The organism is Mesorhizobium kowhaii, assembly GCF_042431665.1.
GTDB classification, from domain to species: Bacteria; Pseudomonadota; Alphaproteobacteria; order Rhizobiales; family Rhizobiaceae; genus Mesorhizobium; species Mesorhizobium kowhaii.
The window spans coordinates 1-14,574 of sequence record NZ_JBHLYT010000254.1 but is presented as its reverse complement, the minus strand read 5'-3'; the positions used below and the strand labels follow the sequence as shown (position 1 = coordinate 14,574).

At 57.5% G+C, this 14,574-nt stretch carries 18 protein-coding genes and 1 pseudogene; 8 read left to right on the top strand and 11 right to left on the bottom strand.

The genetic code is table 11. The features are described 5' to 3' along the window. Positions 1–41: 41 nt before the first annotated feature. The 7 genes from ACFFNA_RS40950 to ACFFNA_RS40920 all read right to left on the bottom strand — a co-directional run bounded on the left by ACFFNA_RS40950 (position 42) and on the right by ACFFNA_RS40920 (position 6,640). Positions 42–1,085 carry a TrbL/VirB6 family protein gene (locus ACFFNA_RS40950; protein WP_378926171.1) on the bottom strand — a complete coding sequence of 348 codons (1,044 nt, stop codon included), beginning with the start codon at positions 1,083–1,085 and terminating at the stop codon, positions 42–44. Positions 1,086–1,267: 182 nt separating this feature from the next. After that, a complete protein-coding gene (locus ACFFNA_RS40945) occupies positions 1,268–1,975 on the bottom strand; it encodes a type IV secretion system protein (protein WP_378926210.1) in 708 nt (235 codons plus the stop codon). Positions 1,976–2,011: 36 nt separating this feature from the next. Beyond that, on the bottom strand, positions 2,012–2,950 hold the full coding sequence (locus tag ACFFNA_RS40940; RefSeq protein WP_378926170.1) for a transglycosylase SLT domain-containing protein: 939 nt from the start codon (positions 2,948–2,950) through the stop codon (positions 2,012–2,014). Between the two features lie 202 nt (positions 2,951–3,152). Further along, complete coding sequence (locus ACFFNA_RS40935; RefSeq protein ID WP_378926169.1) at positions 3,153–5,555, bottom strand: VirB4 family type IV secretion/conjugal transfer ATPase; 2,403 nt, start codon at positions 5,553–5,555, stop codon at positions 3,153–3,155. Next, a complete protein-coding gene (locus ACFFNA_RS40930; protein WP_006339854.1) occupies positions 5,552–5,845 on the bottom strand; it encodes a VirB3 family type IV secretion system protein in 294 nt (97 codons plus the stop codon). Before ACFFNA_RS40930 ends, ACFFNA_RS40935 begins: the two co-directional genes overlap by 4 nt. Positions 5,846–5,848: 3 nt before the next feature. Continuing rightward, positions 5,849–6,163, bottom strand: coding sequence for a TrbC/VirB2 family type IV secretion system protein (locus tag ACFFNA_RS40925; RefSeq protein ID WP_378926168.1), 315 nt, complete (start codon positions 6,161–6,163; stop codon positions 5,849–5,851). Between the two features lie 12 nt (positions 6,164–6,175). Then, positions 6,176–6,640 (bottom strand): lytic transglycosylase domain-containing protein, encoded by a 465-nt coding sequence (locus ACFFNA_RS40920; RefSeq protein WP_378926167.1) that lies wholly within the window; start codon positions 6,638–6,640, stop codon positions 6,176–6,178. A 276-nt stretch (positions 6,641–6,916) separates the two neighbouring features. Between ACFFNA_RS40920 and ACFFNA_RS40915 the strand changes: the two genes are divergently transcribed. From ACFFNA_RS40915 to ACFFNA_RS40905, 3 genes are read left to right on the top strand one after another with little or no spacing between them, the layout of a single operon-like run. Then, positions 6,917–7,519 carry a hypothetical protein gene (locus tag ACFFNA_RS40915; protein ID WP_378926166.1) on the top strand — a complete coding sequence of 201 codons (603 nt, stop codon included), beginning with the start codon at positions 6,917–6,919 and terminating at the stop codon, positions 7,517–7,519. Further along, on the top strand, positions 7,516–8,070 hold the full coding sequence (locus tag ACFFNA_RS40910; RefSeq protein WP_378926165.1) for a thermonuclease family protein: 555 nt from the start codon (positions 7,516–7,518) through the stop codon (positions 8,068–8,070). The genes ACFFNA_RS40915 and ACFFNA_RS40910 overlap by 4 nt, the downstream gene beginning before the upstream one ends. Then, complete coding sequence (locus tag ACFFNA_RS40905; RefSeq protein WP_378926164.1) at positions 8,067–8,231, top strand: hypothetical protein; 165 nt, start codon at positions 8,067–8,069, stop codon at positions 8,229–8,231. Before ACFFNA_RS40910 ends, ACFFNA_RS40905 begins: the two co-directional genes overlap by 4 nt. On the opposite strand, the gene ACFFNA_RS40900 is transcribed toward ACFFNA_RS40905, so the two are convergent. Together ACFFNA_RS40900 and ACFFNA_RS40895 are read right to left on the bottom strand one after the other, a co-directional pair. Continuing rightward, positions 8,228–8,572 carry a hypothetical protein gene (locus ACFFNA_RS40900; RefSeq protein WP_378926163.1) on the bottom strand — a complete coding sequence of 115 codons (345 nt, stop codon included), beginning with the start codon at positions 8,570–8,572 and terminating at the stop codon, positions 8,228–8,230. The two genes, ACFFNA_RS40905 and ACFFNA_RS40900, sit on opposite strands and share 4 nt — an antisense overlap. A gap of 127 nt (positions 8,573–8,699) precedes the next feature. Then, positions 8,700–8,948 carry a hypothetical protein gene (locus ACFFNA_RS40895; protein ID WP_378926162.1) on the bottom strand — a complete coding sequence of 83 codons (249 nt, stop codon included), beginning with the start codon at positions 8,946–8,948 and terminating at the stop codon, positions 8,700–8,702. 265 nt (positions 8,949–9,213) lie between these two features. Here ACFFNA_RS40895 and ACFFNA_RS40890 point away from each other — a divergent pair, with 265 nt between their 5' ends. The 3 genes from ACFFNA_RS40890 to ACFFNA_RS40880 all read left to right on the top strand — a co-directional run bounded on the left by ACFFNA_RS40890 (position 9,214) and on the right by ACFFNA_RS40880 (position 12,175). Then, positions 9,214–10,827, top strand: a complete 1,614-nt coding sequence (locus ACFFNA_RS40890; protein ID WP_378926208.1) for an RcgA family putative transporter — start codon at positions 9,214–9,216, stop codon at positions 10,825–10,827. After that, entirely contained in the window at positions 10,817–11,842 is a 1,026-nt protein-coding gene (locus ACFFNA_RS40885; protein ID WP_378926161.1) for an RcgR family putative quorum lactone hydrolase, read from the top strand. Before ACFFNA_RS40890 ends, ACFFNA_RS40885 begins: the two co-directional genes overlap by 11 nt. A 66-nt stretch (positions 11,843–11,908) precedes the next feature. Then, entirely contained in the window at positions 11,909–12,175 is a 267-nt protein-coding gene (locus ACFFNA_RS40880) for an ATP-binding protein (RefSeq protein ID WP_378926206.1), read from the top strand. 107 nt (positions 12,176–12,282) lie between these two features. Here ACFFNA_RS40880 and ACFFNA_RS40875 read toward each other — a convergent pair whose 3' ends face one another. Continuing rightward, on the bottom strand, positions 12,283–12,729 hold the full coding sequence (locus tag ACFFNA_RS40875) for a helix-turn-helix domain-containing protein (RefSeq protein WP_378926160.1): 447 nt from the start codon (positions 12,727–12,729) through the stop codon (positions 12,283–12,285). A 197-nt stretch (positions 12,730–12,926) separates the two neighbouring features. Here ACFFNA_RS40875 and ACFFNA_RS40870 point away from each other — a divergent pair, with 197 nt between their 5' ends. Together ACFFNA_RS40870 and ACFFNA_RS40865 are read left to right on the top strand one after the other, a co-directional pair. Then, on the top strand, positions 12,927–13,529 hold the full coding sequence (locus ACFFNA_RS40870) for a hypothetical protein (protein WP_378926158.1): 603 nt from the start codon (positions 12,927–12,929) through the stop codon (positions 13,527–13,529). A 56-nt stretch (positions 13,530–13,585) separates the two neighbouring features. After that, positions 13,586–14,044 (top strand): hypothetical protein, encoded by a 459-nt coding sequence (locus ACFFNA_RS40865; protein ID WP_378926157.1) that lies wholly within the window; start codon positions 13,586–13,588, stop codon positions 14,042–14,044. A 121-nt stretch (positions 14,045–14,165) separates the two neighbouring features. Here the strand turns inward: ACFFNA_RS40865 and ACFFNA_RS40860 are convergent. Further along, positions 14,166–14,475, bottom strand: a pseudogene (locus ACFFNA_RS40860) (DUF932 domain-containing protein); the annotation flags it as partial. Positions 14,476–14,574: the final 99 nt, after the last annotated feature.

Sequence of the window (14,574 nt, the reverse complement as noted above, 5' to 3'; positions counted from 1 at the left end):
CATCCTGATCCAGGGCCGCGATCGATGATCGTTCGTGTGTTCTAGGCCAGAGGCCTGGCGTTATCGCGCGCACCTTGCTGGATGGATGACCGGGCTGCGTCGTCCGCCCTTGCTGCTCGCGGGGATCGGAAGCTGTTTGCGGCGAGCTGCCGGGCGGCCCGAGCGGCGCGGCCGGCGGCCCATCGTGCACCGGAGTAGCGCACGGCGTTTCCGCCGAAGTTTCTATAAGGGTTGTATGCGCCCACGGTGCTGAGATACCCGCCGCCATTCAGGATGGAAGCAATCGAGGGTATCTGCATGAGAACGTAGATCCCGATGATCGTCACCAGCACCAGGGGCAGCACCAGCGACATCTTGCTGTCCATGGTCGCTCCACCGGACGTGGCGGTGTTCAGCGCCGCATTGACGAGCGAGAAGTAGAAACCGAGAAAGCCGTAGATCAGGATTTGCTGGATCATGAGAAAGGTGGTGAGCGAAAGGAAGCCTTCGCTCATGCGCGAGGACCAGCGGTAAAGCCAAAGAATGATCCATATCGGCGCCAGGGCGAGCGTGATGAACAACATCACTTTGGCGGCGATGATCGCGGCAATGGCAAGCGCTGCGAAGATGATGGCCGACAGCAGGACGAGCAGCGACAAGAGCGCGCCAAAAATGTCGTAGAAGGATCCGCTATAGACCTGATTGGCGACGTCCTGCGCCCCTTGATAGAGGTTGTCGATAAGCGCTGGAATTGCCGCCTGGTCGTTGAGCTGATTCCCAGTGGCTCGCGACACGGCGCCGACGATGACCTTGCCGACCTCATCTGGAATGCTTTGAACAAGCTGGTAGATCGTCGCGGAAAACGTGCCCCATCCGGTCAGCAGCAGATAGATGATGACGGCGCGGCCGAGGCGATAGGCCGCTTCGAGCGGCGAAATCGACTCCCGCCCGCTCAGGATCGAATAGCCCCACCACACGATATAGAGGGTCAGCATGAGGGTGAAGACGTTGCCCATCGCATTGCCCAACTGCATATAGACGGTGCGGACGAAGTCCTCACCGATGTTGTCAATGCCACCCAGGATGCTTGCGGCGAGACCGTTCATGGATCCTCGTCAATGATGCTGGCGAACGGCGTTGAATTGACCGGTTTTAGCGCGCCGCATTCGTCGGTGTGGGCATACGCCAAAGGCCCGCACGGCGCTTTCCGTTCGCGATTTGCGCATCCAAACAGCACTGCGCCGAGCCCAATTACAGCGCATATGCCCAGCACTCGCCTCGACAAGCGCTAGCCTCCGCTCTTGCCAAATTCCGCGAACGGATTGACGTTGCGCGGCGTCATCATCTTCTGCACCTGGCTCTGACGAAGAAGGTCCCCCTTCAGCTTCTCATTCAGGGCCGCGACCGCGCCGTTCTGGACACCGATCAATTCGTTGACCGCGCGCGCATTTTCCAGCTGCATTCGGGTGTTCTGGTCCACCGATCCCTTCACGTCCTGCGACTGCCCGATCTGCCCACTTGCGGACTGGAGGGACTGTTGGCGCTGGGTGACGCCCTGCGAGGCCTGCGAAGTCAGCGCGCTTAGCAGCGAGGCCACGTTGACGCTGCCGCCATAGGCTGTGTTGACGGCGCTTGTCTCCTTGCCAGCAATCTGCTGGAGTTGCTTCACCAGCTGCAGCCCATTGATGACGGCGCCGGCGATTTTCTGGATTTCCGGCGACAGGCCACCAAAAGAAAGCGCGCCGCCGTTCAGGATCGATCCGAACGACGGAGCCTGAGCAATCGACATGTTGCCGGCGAGGCCCATTTGTCCGATCCCGAGCGAACCGTCACGACTGCCGCTGAGAGCCTGCAGGATCTCTTCGCTCTTTTTCAAGATATCCTTGTTCGAGCCCATGATCGAGTTGGTGTTCTCCGCATTCTTGCGGGCGACATCGAGATTGGCGCCATCGATGACGGCAATCTGTGCAAAGCTCGTGCTCGTCCAAAGCGCCATGCCGGCAGCAATCGCGAATTTCTTCATGTCAGCCTCCTATTGCTGTAGGGAATCGATCACGTTGGCAGCGCCGGCAGGATCACTGGTGATGATCATCGAGCGGCTGTCGGCCGAGCTTGCCTCCGCGTTCTCAACCGCGCATGGTAACCATCGGCCGCGATCGATCTTCAGTCGCTCCAGTTGCGCGGGATCACAAGAGAACGGGTTTGGAGAGCCGCTTTTCGGCTGTTGCACCATCTTTGCGGACTGCGATGCCTGAACATTCTGCAACGATAGAAGTTGGGCCAGCAACGCCGTAAAATCTCCCGACTGGGCGAGGTACTGGTTGGTGACGTCAGCGTTGATCCCACGAGCCGACGAGTTCAGCTCCCAAGCGTCCTTGTATTCGGTCACCTGGCCAACGGAGCCCGACAGCGCGTCGATTGCCGCGTTGTTGGCGCCCATCCGCGATGCACTTGCATCAAGACCGCCAGCCGCCTTACTCACCGCGCCCATAGCGTCGTCCTGGGCCGAGCCGCCCGAGCCGTCGGCCGTTACGATCGAGAATGGTGGCGGTGCGGCGGCCGGAGCCTTGCCGCTCGATACATAGTCATTGAAGTAGCTGTTCCAACGGCCGACACCGCCGGCCCATTGGTCTTGCTCGGCAGCGTTCGATCCGTTGTAGAAGGAGGCGAGACAGCTGTAATTCGTCGCCCCGCATTGCTTGACGCCCATTCCGAGATATTTGACACCGCCTTCGACGTTCTGTTCGTTCACGTCGCGGTCAAGTCCCATTGACTTGCCAGTGCCCTTGGTCAGCTGCATGACGCCTTTGACACCGGTGTGGCTCCCGGCACATGTGTCGAAGCGCGATTCCTGATAGGCAACGGACAGAGCCAGGCCTTCGGGCACGCCGTATTTTTGCGCATAATAACGGATCATCTTCACGTTGCCCGCGTCGCGCTGTAACGCGTCGGCAGGCGACCGGCGAAACATCTGTGAGCGGTATTTGTTCGAATAGGTGCAGACGACGCTTTTCTTCTTGTCGGTTTCGTCCCTCTTGGCTCCCTCCGACTTTGTGCTCTGCTGCTCGTCCTCTTGCCGCTTGTCGAGGTTCGGCCCGTCGATGACTGCGATCTGAGCGACTGCCATGGTCGTGCTTGCCGCTGTCGCGAGAGCCACGGCCAGACACAAGCTGCTAGGCCGCTTCGTCATGCTCGTCCTCCCATCCGCAGAAGTACGGCAACCACATCTCCGGCTCGTCGCCGAAGGTTTCCCGGAGCCGTGCGCATTCCTTGCTGTTGGCTTCGCTCGAGGACAAGACCTTGATGAGATCGGGCATCGCCGACAAATCGAGCTTAGCGACGATCGAGTCGCTGTCGTGCTTGACGAGGAAGGTGCGTGTTTCCTTCGCGGTTCGGCGCACGAACTCGAATTCCTTCGCCGTCAGCGAGAAGCGCTCCATGTAGGATTCTTTGCTCGCCTTCGGGTTGGGGAAGAAAATGTTGGTCTTCGTTTGCTCGATCAGTGACGACGAGATGGAGGAATTGACGACGTCTTCGGCTGTCTGAGTGCCAAAGCCGACCACGCCGTTCCGGCGACGAATGGTCTTCAGCGTCTCATTGATGAAGGCGGCGAAAACCTCGTCGTCCAACAGCTTCCAACCTTCATCGAGGAAGAGCATGATCGGCGAGCCGTCGATGACGGCTTCAAGACGGTGGAAGATGTAGAGCAACGCCGCCGAGCGCAGCTTTCTGTCGCCCAGGATTTTCGTCATGTCGAACCCGACAACGGGTTTCGAGAAATCAACCAGATCGACGGGATTGTTGAAAAGCCAGCCTTTGTCCTTCGGGTCGAGCCAGGGTTGTATCCGCGCGGCCAGATCATTCATGCCAGGCATGAGCGAGCCCCGCAGCACTTCAGGCAGCAGGTCGAAGGTCCGCTGTTCGCGCGGAATCTTGTAGATCATGTCGACGGCGGCGTTGATGACGCGCATCTCCGCCACGTCCAGCGCGCCGCCTTCCGGCGTCAGAATATAGAGGAGCAAATCTTCCAGGAAAGAACGGTTTTCTGCCGTATCCTCAAGCTGCAATGGGGCGAACCCAGTCGGCTGAGAGGGTTCCATCACCTCGTAACGACCGCCGAGCGCCCGAACGAAAATTTCAGCGCCGCGCATGTAATCGAAATAAATGCATCGTGGCCGGGGCAGGATGCGCATGGCCTGCGCCATCAGGAATGACAGCACCACGGTCTTGCCCGAGCCAGTCGGGCCGAACACCGTGAAGTGCCCGACATCGTGGACGTGGAAGTTGAAATAGTAGGCCGTCTGGCTGGTCGTTTCGAGCAAGGCGATGGGCCGTTTCCAATGCAGCCGCACACGTTGGCCGGAGGGGAAATTGTGTCCTGAAAAAAGGCCGGCGAAATTTAGCGACGAGATCAAGGCACGTCGCGCGATGTAGCTGAAATTTCCCGGTAACTGCGCCCAGAAGGCCAGTTCCGTGTTCAGCGTCTCGCGTACCGGAACGATCGACATGCGCGAAAGCTCGGCTGTGATGTCGGATAGCGCACGGTTGAGGCCATTTATGTCCGGCGCCAAAGCCATGACGCTCATGTGATGTTGTCCGAAGACGACTTCGCCGCCGGCCAGTTTATCTGCGCCGTCGTGGACGGACTCCTCGACCGTCGTGCCCGCCTCGTCGGAACCCTCAACCTGGTTGGCGATGGTGCTGATCCTGCGCATCGCCGTTACACGGTCTTCGATCGCGAAACTCTGCGTCAGAATAAACTCATGGGGCAGGCGCAACAGACCGTCCAATGAGCCCGGAGCGGTGAACGGTGGGTATTCCTTGATTGACACCATGGCGCCGAGCTTGGCTTGGTCCGGCCCGCGAAGTTCCAGTGCGGACTTGCCGAAAAACAGCTGCCGTGTCGCCAGTACATCGCCAAGGGACATGCGCGGCAGAGGCATTTCCACGTCGCCGCCGCCAGCGAGGATTTTCGCCAGAAATTCGGCGCCCTCGGAAAAGAAGCTGTCGCGGCGCTTCACGACCCCGAGAAGACGTCCCCCATATGCGCTGAAATCCTTGACCATGCCGTCGAGAATATCGTGCAGTTCGGCTATTGCCTCTTCGCGGGTTTCTTCGCCAGCGGTGCTGATGCGGAATGCATTGAGCGCCTTGTCTACCCAGCCGACACGGCCGACCATCGGGCGGCGTATGACCGTCAGATACGCCTCGTTGACGAAAAGGTTTTTCGCCCCAAGCTCGTCCATGTAGCGGGCGTCGAGCTCGGCCACGAAAGGATTGTCAAAGTCGCCTTCGATTTCCGGGGTCACGTGACGGCGGATGATCGTTGTGTACACCGCAAAGCGAGAGGTCGAGAGATTGCGGAACGTCGTGTTTCGGTTGAACAGTCGGCTGTTCAACTCAGCCTGGTCCATCGTCTGGAACGGCAGGCCGCTGAGCTGGATGGCGCCGACCAGAAAGCCGCTCTTCGTCACGATCAGATTGTCATCGACATGGCGAAGGTAGGGGATGTGCATCGCAGCCGGCTTTTCGCGGCGGCGCTCACGGCCAAATTTCAGGTCGGCATCGAGGCTCATGGCGAATAGCTCCTCGCCCCCCAGAAAGTGAGGTTCGCCACCGCTCCGCGTTTGGAGACGCGCCGCTCGAAAATATGAAAGATGTAGGGATCGCGCTGGCACAGATATGCGCTGACCAGATGCACCACGCCGAACACGCCAAGACCGAGCATGAAGCTGCTCGTGGCGATAAAGCCGATCACCGCCAGGATGCCGTTCAGTGCAAAAACTTCATATCGCACCCCCCATTTCATCGGGGGGCGTGTCAGGGGCAGGCTGACCGGCTCGACATAGACTTCCTCGTCGTCCATGTCTCAGCTGCCTCCCGCCGTCGCGCGAACCGCGTCCACCAGCTGGGCAGCGCCGAAGATCAGAGCGATGCCGATGATGATGGAGAAAGCCATCATCCACGCCAGCCGGCCCGTCATGGCGAGGAAGCCAAGGAAACAGACAGCGATGATGGCAAATGAGCGCGCTATGCTGCCCTGCAGAACTCCGACGAACCATTCGAGCACGTTTTCGACTGGTGCCGCAGACTGTGCATATGCAGTAGCCGGTGCGAGGGCCATTCCGACCGCTGACGCCAAGGCCAGTTTCAGAGCAAATTTGCCTGCTTTCCTATAGTTCACCCTTCGCTCCTTTCACTTGTCGAAATCCATGACATGACCATCCTGCCAGGCGCCCTCGCTTGCTGGCGATGCGGCCGTAAGCGTTTCGGATTTGGTCAGGGCGGATTTCTTCACGACACCGCCGAACTTCCAGCGGTTCAGTATTTTCACGATGTATTCTGCCGTCTCCGGATTCACCGGAATGCCCTGCGCCTTGTAGACGTTGTTTGGCCCGGCGTTGTAAGCCGCTAGCATCAGCAGCGGATCCTGGAACTCGTCATAGAGTGACTTCAGATAGCGGATACCAGCCCGGACATTTGCCTCGGTATCGCAACGGTCGCTCACGCCGAGATCAGCCGCCGTGCCCGGCATCAGCTGCATGATCCCCAGGGCTCCGGTCTTCGACGGACCCTGGTTGGCGCCGAGATCGCTTTCGGCCCACGCAATCGCCTCGACCAGATTGGCGTCGAACCCTTCGTCTTGCGCGATTGAACGCACAAGTCGGGAGACCTGAGCACGATTTCCGGTCTTACATTCTCCCTGCCTTTGCGCCCCGATTGCGGCAACCGCTTCTGCCGGCGTTGCAAAGGCAACCGCTACGCGCTCTGATGCCAGGTCCTGGCCGTGCGCCTTCAACGGCATCATGGCGCCACAAACGGTGAGCAGGAGAGCGATTCGAGTGTTCATACTGTCGCCAAAATTTAACACTTTACTATGGCTACACGCAGCCCTAGTAAAGTGTCAACATATTATGCGCCGCGAGGACGGATTTTGATGAAACAGATTGCCCTTTGCGCGGTTTTGCTGCTCCAAGGCGCCGTGGCTTATGCTGCCGGCATCGATGCCCCGAGCGCTTTCGCGCAGCCGTCGAAACACTACCTGCTTCAGTTTGCGAAGCCGGGCGAGAAGGTGTTCGTCTATGAGCGCTACGATGCGAAAGGCGCGCTATTTCAGCGCGACGCGGCGACCCTCAGTTCGCCGGTTAAGGTGCCGTCGGCGACCGAGCGCGTCATCAACGGCGTGGCCTATCGACTGCGCGGCCTCGCGGCCTGCCCAAAACCAAAGATTACCTACAAGACGCAGGAGTGGGACTGCACGAAGGCCGCGCAGGACTATGAAGAAGGAATCTACAACCATCGTGCTTCTGTCGTGCTTTGCAAAACGCTTGTGCTGCAGAGCAGGAAGGGGGAACCCGACGCTGTGTCGTGTTTCTCCCTCGTGGGTGCGGGCAACGCAAACGACCCGTATAGCGTCGCCTACGACGATGACGAAATGGTTTTCTTCGACATGGCCGCAATCGGACGCAACAAGGACGGCAAGTCGCTGCGCCCGGATCTGGAGCACTCTGCCGACCTCGGTGGACAGTTCCAGGAATGAGACGGGCGAGCTTCGCAGTGCTGGCGGCATTTTCGGTGTGCGGATGGTCCCAGGTCCACGCGCAGGATGCCACCGATGCTGCCCCACCAACGCCCTTCACGGTATCGAAATCGGCTCAACTGCTGACCGGAGATACCTGGCGCGACGGAGATCTCACTTTCCGGCTTTATGGCGTCCAGTCATGTCTTCGCGGCACATCAGCCGAAGAGTCAAATGGTAAGAAAGTCGATTGCGGGAATGCCTCGCTGGCGCACCTTGCTGCCCTGTTCGATAGCGCCGCGGTGACATGCCAGCCGATCGGATACGCCCTGGACAAGGCGGTTTTTGTCGTTTGCGGTGCGCAGCTGAATGGCGAAACAATTGACGTTGGCACCGCGCTCATAGCAACCGGATACGCGTTTGCCGCAACGACAGCAAAGGGCAGAGCCGTCAATGAGAACTACCTCGTCGCGGAAATCGACGCTAAGATGAAACGCACAGGTTTGTGGCGCACGACGTTTCAGCATCCTGTTCAGCTGCTGCTAAATAAGCGGTCGGAGAGACAACAATGAAGCACGACGATGAGGCGCACAAATATTACTATCCCGTGGAAGGACGCAGTGACGGCGCTGTTGGCGGAGCCGCGGCGTTCTTGGCGATCATCTTGGTGCCTGCAGGGCTCTATGCGGCCTGGAATACCGTGGCCTCATGGATTTCGGCACTCTTCTCCTAGGACTGCAGTTTCGCGAAAGAACCGAGCAACGCGCGAAAATCGTCGACGTCAAACTCGCACCAGTCGTTCCCCAACAACCGACAGAAATAAGCTGCCTTCATTTTCATCTCAACGACATCGGCCACCGGCGCAGCGGCTGCGCGCCGACGCGCGATAACCTCTTCCGCCATGACCGTATCCAATCGCCGACCGATCAGGATCGCGTCCGGCCCTTCGGCCCCCATCCATCGCTTGCCGAGACGTTCAACCATGGCGACTGCTTGACGATGCGCCGCGATCAGATTCGGGACCCCATCGGCCTCTTCCATCACTCCGTTGTTACAGACCACTTGAATGGGCATCGATTGGCTCCACGCTCATGACAATTCGTAAATGATACCTGGGGAGGCGAGAAAAATAGGGATGGGTTCATCCCTCTGCTTCTCAGGCTCCCGAAGCCCTGGCTTCCCCTACTTGTCGCTCATGCGGTCACACTACCCTGCCACCAGGCAAACGTTTCAGATTGTAGGCGAAATTGCCCACGCCGATTTTGACCTTGCCGCGGGCGCGACCGGCCGATGGTGCGGATGAACAGTCCCCCGCGTCCGCGAAAGGATGCTCGACAAGGAGACGGGTTCGCAAGCATGCCCGGTTGCCAGTGTTGGTGCTGGCCAGCAACGCGTCGACCCTGTCGCCGGCATCCACCACAAGGAACCGCTCGAAGGTGCGCCGGTCCATGATCTGAACTCGGCCTGCTCATCCGACAGTCCGCAAAAGATGTAACACCAGAATTGCGACCGATCCGGGCAGCTCAGTGCCTTGGCCGGCGGTTTGCGAAACATCTCCCCCGCAACAACCGTGTTCAGCCTCTCCAGCGGGTCACCAGTCATTCGATCGTCTCCCGTGCCGGCCAAATCCAGCTGATAAAAGCGTTGATTGAGCACGAAGGCACGATAAGATACGAAGCCTAGCGAAGCGGAACGAAACTAGAGCCTATAAGTTGTTGTTTAAGAACGGAAAGTTATTTCTCCCTCCGCCCAGAGACGGGAGTGATTTCAAAGAATTATTCAAACGATTGGCGGCGGCGGGCGCGGGTCGACTGTTGGGCAAAGACGGGTTTCCTGCTGGCCCATGGACGCCCGAGCTCCTTGCAGAGGCGATTTCACAGATTGATTCCAACCGGGTTGGGGTCGATCTACGAACGGTGCAGCTTTGGTTTCAAGAGAACGAGAAGGGAATTAGCACTGCCAACATTCGTTGGCTGGCGAGAATTTTTGGATGCGATGATCCGGTCGCAACTAGCGAATGGCAGATGGAGCTTAGTGCGGCGCAATCGCGGCTATCGATCAAGAGACGAGGATGGAAGAGAGCCGGAAGCAGCGTTGCACAGGAGATTCCAGATACGGCACTGACTGCGACCTTCGACGACGAGACAGACTCCCCAGCAGTGCTGACACGGGATACTGACCCCAAGGGGCCGAGCCGGCGTTTTAGTTTGGCGAGGAAATCGGAGGCGTTTTTTAGTCGCGGATCTCCCCTGAATTTACCGGCGTCGGTGTTTGCGGGTGTCACCGCTCTTGGGTTTTTGTCGTATCTTACGGGGATTCACAGCGTGACATATGGCCGGGCGGATGGCGTCGTCAAGCAGGTTGGGTTTCTTTGGACAGCGAATTGGACATTCGTCTTCATGGCATTTTTGCCACTGTTTTTTGCCTTCGTGACCGAGCTGGTGACCTTTTGGAAAGATGAAGGCCGCCCAAAGCTCGTAGCGCAGGGCGACAAGATGGAAAGCGACGATGCCTGGGCGCGCAGCGTACAAGCTTCTTCGTATTCATATTGGGCGGTTTTTTTGATTTGTGTGGTATTCGCCGGTCTTTTTCAGTGGATCGGCGTGTCTTTAATCCCGTTGCTCAAAGGTGGTGGCAGCTATGCGACGGACTGGGGCTCGTTAGCGATTGTGCGCCCTGAAGTTATATCGGTGCCGGAAGCGATCGTATTCACGGGGATCGCTTACCTATACATGTGCCTATGTTTTTATCTGTTCTTCGTAGGCCTTATTTTGCTTTATACAGTGATCCATGATCTTTGGAAAATTGGAAGAGCAGCGAGTAATCAGCCGGAGGTGGATTATCAATACCAGCTCCATGAAGCCAGCCTCAGGGTTATGCGGGCGATTTTTCGGTGTACTGTTTTGGGGCTTCTGATCGCCATAGTCATGAAGCTCCAGAGTGCTTACCTGACATCGCGTGGGGAGAATATTGTGGCTTGGTTGGTCGGCGATATGTCTTCCGCCTTCTATGGGCGAAATGATGTGAGCGCCGTGATCAGCTACCGTAGGCCGACCCATTACAGTAGCCTTCTTGTCGCTATTTCGACCTTTGCTGTATTTCTGTACGGTTCCATCCGTTTAGGTGTCGAACTTCGCTTTCGTATGTCTTTGTGGAAGATGTCAGCGATCGTAGCGTTACTCGTGGCTAGCTACTTGCTGATCGATGCATTTGCTGGCTTTTCGGTCCTTCTGGGCGTTGGAGTGCTGTTCGCAATATATGGCCTGTTTGATCCAGGGCTGGGGCGACGGCAAGCGATTAAGTTGGGAAACAATCAGAGTGTATCATAGTTGGCTTGATCATTGGGATGAACGGCGGGCGCGACGCGGTGAGGAAGGGAAGAAATCAACCGATTTCGCCCTTGACGCGGAACGCGCCTTTCCAGGTGCGAATAAGATAACAAGTATCGAGGAATTCTGTGCCCTTGCGGACCAAGCCGTGGCTGATCCAGCCTTTTTCGATGACCCGAATGTGAGTGATCAGGGGTTTGAAAGGCTGGATGGGTGGCTCAAATTTCCATCGGACATTTCTACTGATATCGAACAGAACAATGTCGTCTCGGCGAAAATCACAGAAAGCGGGTCGTTCGATCAGGCGATGGTGATTTTTCACCATTGGAATGCAAGCTTCCGGAATCGTCAGATCGCCAACTTTTTCTCGCAACGTGGCATCACGGTTGTCGAGATTGCTATGCCTTATCACTTCGAGCGCAGCCGTGCCGGCTCCGTGCACGCTGACTATATGCTTAGCCCTAATCTCGGTCGAACGATTCAATCTGTAAGGCAGGCAGTGTTGGATGGGCGAAAGCTCATACGTTGGTTGAAGATCGAAGGCTATCGAGAGATTTCAGTTCTCGGTATGAGCTTAGGCTCCTGGGTTGCGGGCCTTCTCGCGGCGCACGACTCGGCTGTGTCGAAAGCCTCGTTGTTTCTGGCGGCGGGGAGTCTAGCGGATATGGTTTGGACGGGTCGCGCGACACGATTGATACGTGCTAGTCTCGAGCCTGAGATTAAGCTGACCGATCTCAGAAGGGCCTGGGGTCCACTTAACTTGGAGAATTACGCACATAGTTTGGCACGGCCTGATCTCGGTCTTCACGTTGTGTTGGCTAAGAGAGACAAAGTGGTGTTGCCAGAGCTATCGGAGAGGTTCATGCAGAGGCTGAAGGACGCCCGAGCTAGGCCAAATATTTTGGAATTAAACTGTGGTCATTATTCGCTCGCCATGCCGCCATACATTTTGTTGGCCGGTTTGAGCTTGAAGCGGTTTCTGTCGTGTGCTGACAAGTCTGCCCGGCGAGCGTGAGTTTGGCGTTGGCCGGTCAGTTCACCAGCAAACTCTCTGGTGGGCATCACGACACGAAAGTGATGAATCTGGGTCGCCTACCGGAATCGACGCCTGAAATTGGCCGACAACCGCGCAGGCGCGACACCGGCAGTTGTCGAAAAGGTCACGACACCCTTCTACTCTATACGCGCCGGCAATCACACCGGGCTAGGATTGACACCTTGTTCTCATATGGTTTCGACCCTCAAGGGAAAGCTCTTCATCAGCAGAATTCCCGATGCCGGCACAGTCCTCCATGTCAAAGTCCCTTATCATCCCCGCCGCTGCAACAGGGCTAGCAGCCGACGATGACAGCAGCGGCCCGACAGCCGCGGCGGGGGTGCTGGTCTAGTCGGCCGCCGGGCCTGACGGGCTGGGGCATGGGAGCGGTCGCCCGGCTGGGGCGTACTACAGGCCCTTTAGGAACACTCGGCAGGCGGCTGGGTGTAGGCTCCGCCAGGCGGGATCTTTTCGGAAAAGAGGAAGGTCGCTGGATCAAGTTTCAACGCCTTGGCGATCGCCGCAATCGTGTCCACGCTGATATTGCCGCTCGCGCGTTCCAGTTTCGTGAATGTCGCCTCTGCCACGCCGATGAGTTCGGCCATCTCATAGCGGTGCACGGTACGTCGCTGTCGCTCAAAATTGATGACGTGCGCCAGCCGCTCGCGGATCGCATTGTCGTCCAACCGATGCGCCCACTCCGGAACTTTCTTGCCACCGGCGAGCAGTGCTGCAAAAGACAGTTGCAAGCCGTTTGCCATGATCTGCAGCGTCGTCAATGTGACATTGTTTTTCTGACGTACGGTCTGGATGTAGGTTCGATAGGCCAGTTTTTCGCCCTCGGCGGTCCGAAACAGTTCGGCCATGTGCATATGGGATAGGCCGCGTCTGGCTCTCTCCCGCTCAAGCGTCTGTGCAATGTTGGCGCGCAACGGGTTGTTGACCACACCTCCGTCGTCTCGTTTCATAAATCGATGTAGTCGCACAAACCTGCCTTTTCGACCTGTCCTTTTTCGCGCGGATCATCCATAGTAAACTGTCAAATCCGCAGCGAGGAAAGGCTATGACCATACTCAAATTCCTACTAGGGGGTGCCGTCGCCATCGCGGGCGCCGCAGCTCTTCCATCCCAATCAAAAGCGTCGGAATGGGGCTGCCAGGTCCTCCTATGTCTTTCCGGGGACTGGCAAGGCACCCCGTCGTGCCACCCTCCAATTTACAAGTTGATTGCGGCGATGGAAGCCCCGGGTTTTAATTGGCCGACCTGTCCGCAAGCCAACTCCAGCGCGGCGAGATTTGAGAAGTATGAGGATTGTCCGTCTGGCTGGCAAGCAGTTGGCAGCTCCGAATCCGATCGGCCGGGCTTAGGTCAAGAACGGAATATCTGCCGCATCGCTGCCGATCGGCTCTCCTGGCCCGTTGATTTCCAAAACAACGCCCTCGGCGGGCATCATGGAGACGGATCACGTCCGGTCCAAATCGAAATCAACGGTAAGTTGGTGACGGCAGAAATCCAGAGCACGGGCAACGATAGCGGGCATTCCGCTGGAAATGGTCCCACCTACTTCACCATCTCTCGACCGATGCGAGAAAAACCCTGGTTCATCGAGTATGACGATGCGAACGGCATACGCCAGAAAAGCTGGTTCAATCTCAACATGCCATGAGCCAGGCGACCACGCAGGACGAGGTACTAGCGGGTGACAATTCTGGGAGGTTTGTAGTGTTTAAGGTACTTCTCCTGTCCACTGTGATTTTGAACACAGGCGCTGTGTTGATGGCGGCTGGTCAGAGCGACAAGCCGCGATCAAACGTGGACAATCCTATGTGGCCCGCTTCACTGAAATGGGACTGCAAGACCGCTGCCAAAATCGTATGTGAGCGTGATGGCAGTTGCTCGGTGGCTGAGGACCACACTGGATTTGTGCTGAACTACGGCAGCAACGAAGCTGAGTTTCCGGCCAGCAATGTCAGGATCAAACGCCACTATCAACAGACCGTGCAGGCAAGCCCTTTGCAGCAAGAAGTTAAAGTCGAACTGGCCGACAATCGGGTCCTTTGGCTGACGGCCGTGGATGCCAGCCGCACTTATTCGCAAGCGTGGGTCGGCGCACTGAGCGAGTTGAAGGGTGGCGCGGTACTGATGATATCCGAGGGAGTCTATTGCATGCCGCACAAGTGAGTGCGCCGAGAGGGAGGCGAGCGAAGGCCGATATGGTCTGACCCGGGTACGCCACACCGGCTGTTAATGAGGATTCCTATCTTATGGAACTTTATAGGCCATTGAAATAACTATTCTATTTGGTGGCGATGCCGAGCGAACGGGCACCAACTTCGGAGTTCCAGCAATAGAAACCACCGAAGTAGAGATCCGGTTCTCCGTTCGGGCCTGCCGGCTTCAATCGGATTGAGGTCGTCGACCAGAAACAAGAAGATGTCACGATCAGACGCATAAAGCGTCGTCGTATCCTTCGAGATATCGACATTGGGATTGTAGATTCCCGTCGACCAGTCGAGCACACCCGGAACTTTCCACTGCTTGTCGCCGGTGCCGTTGCCAGCGATTTTTTGCACGGCCTCGACCAGTTCGTGGTCGAAAATCCTACCGTTATCCAGACTCTGTGTACCGTCTTACGGCGGTGATCACAGGGGCCTATGATGATGCTTACGACACGCTTTTCCATTCAATGTGGAGCAGTGCGATTTCGCGCC

Excerpts from the sequence above, each read along its gene's own strand:
- ACFFNA_RS40950 (WP_378926171.1), bottom strand. The coding sequence starts at position 1,085 with ATGAACGGTCTCGCCGCAAGCATCCTGGGTGGCATTGACAACATCGGT.
- ACFFNA_RS40945 (WP_378926210.1), bottom strand. The coding sequence starts at position 1,975 with ATGGCGCTTTGGACGAGCACGAGCTTTGCACAGATTGCCGTCATCGAT.
- ACFFNA_RS40940 (WP_378926170.1), bottom strand. The coding sequence starts at position 2,950 with ATGTTTCGCCGGTCGCCTGCCGACGCGTTACAGCGCGACGCGGGCAAC.
- ACFFNA_RS40935 (WP_378926169.1), bottom strand. The coding sequence starts at position 5,555 with ATGAGCCTCGATGCCGACCTGAAATTTGGCCGTGAGCGCCGCCGCGAA.
- ACFFNA_RS40930 (WP_006339854.1), bottom strand. The coding sequence starts at position 5,845 with ATGGACGACGAGGAAGTCTATGTCGAGCCGGTCAGCCTGCCCCTGACA.
- ACFFNA_RS40915 (WP_378926166.1), top strand. The coding sequence starts at position 6,917 with ATGAAACAGATTGCCCTTTGCGCGGTTTTGCTGCTCCAAGGCGCCGTG.
- ACFFNA_RS40910 (WP_378926165.1), top strand. The coding sequence starts at position 7,516 with ATGAGACGGGCGAGCTTCGCAGTGCTGGCGGCATTTTCGGTGTGCGGA.
- ACFFNA_RS40905 (WP_378926164.1), top strand. The coding sequence starts at position 8,067 with ATGAAGCACGACGATGAGGCGCACAAATATTACTATCCCGTGGAAGGA.
- ACFFNA_RS40900 (WP_378926163.1), bottom strand. The coding sequence starts at position 8,572 with ATGCCCATTCAAGTGGTCTGTAACAACGGAGTGATGGAAGAGGCCGAT.
- ACFFNA_RS40895 (WP_378926162.1), bottom strand. The coding sequence starts at position 8,948 with ATGGACCGGCGCACCTTCGAGCGGTTCCTTGTGGTGGATGCCGGCGAC.
- ACFFNA_RS40875 (WP_378926160.1), bottom strand. The coding sequence starts at position 12,729 with ATGGCCGAACTGTTTCGGACCGCCGAGGGCGAAAAACTGGCCTATCGA.
- ACFFNA_RS40870 (WP_378926158.1), top strand. The coding sequence starts at position 12,927 with ATGACCATACTCAAATTCCTACTAGGGGGTGCCGTCGCCATCGCGGGC.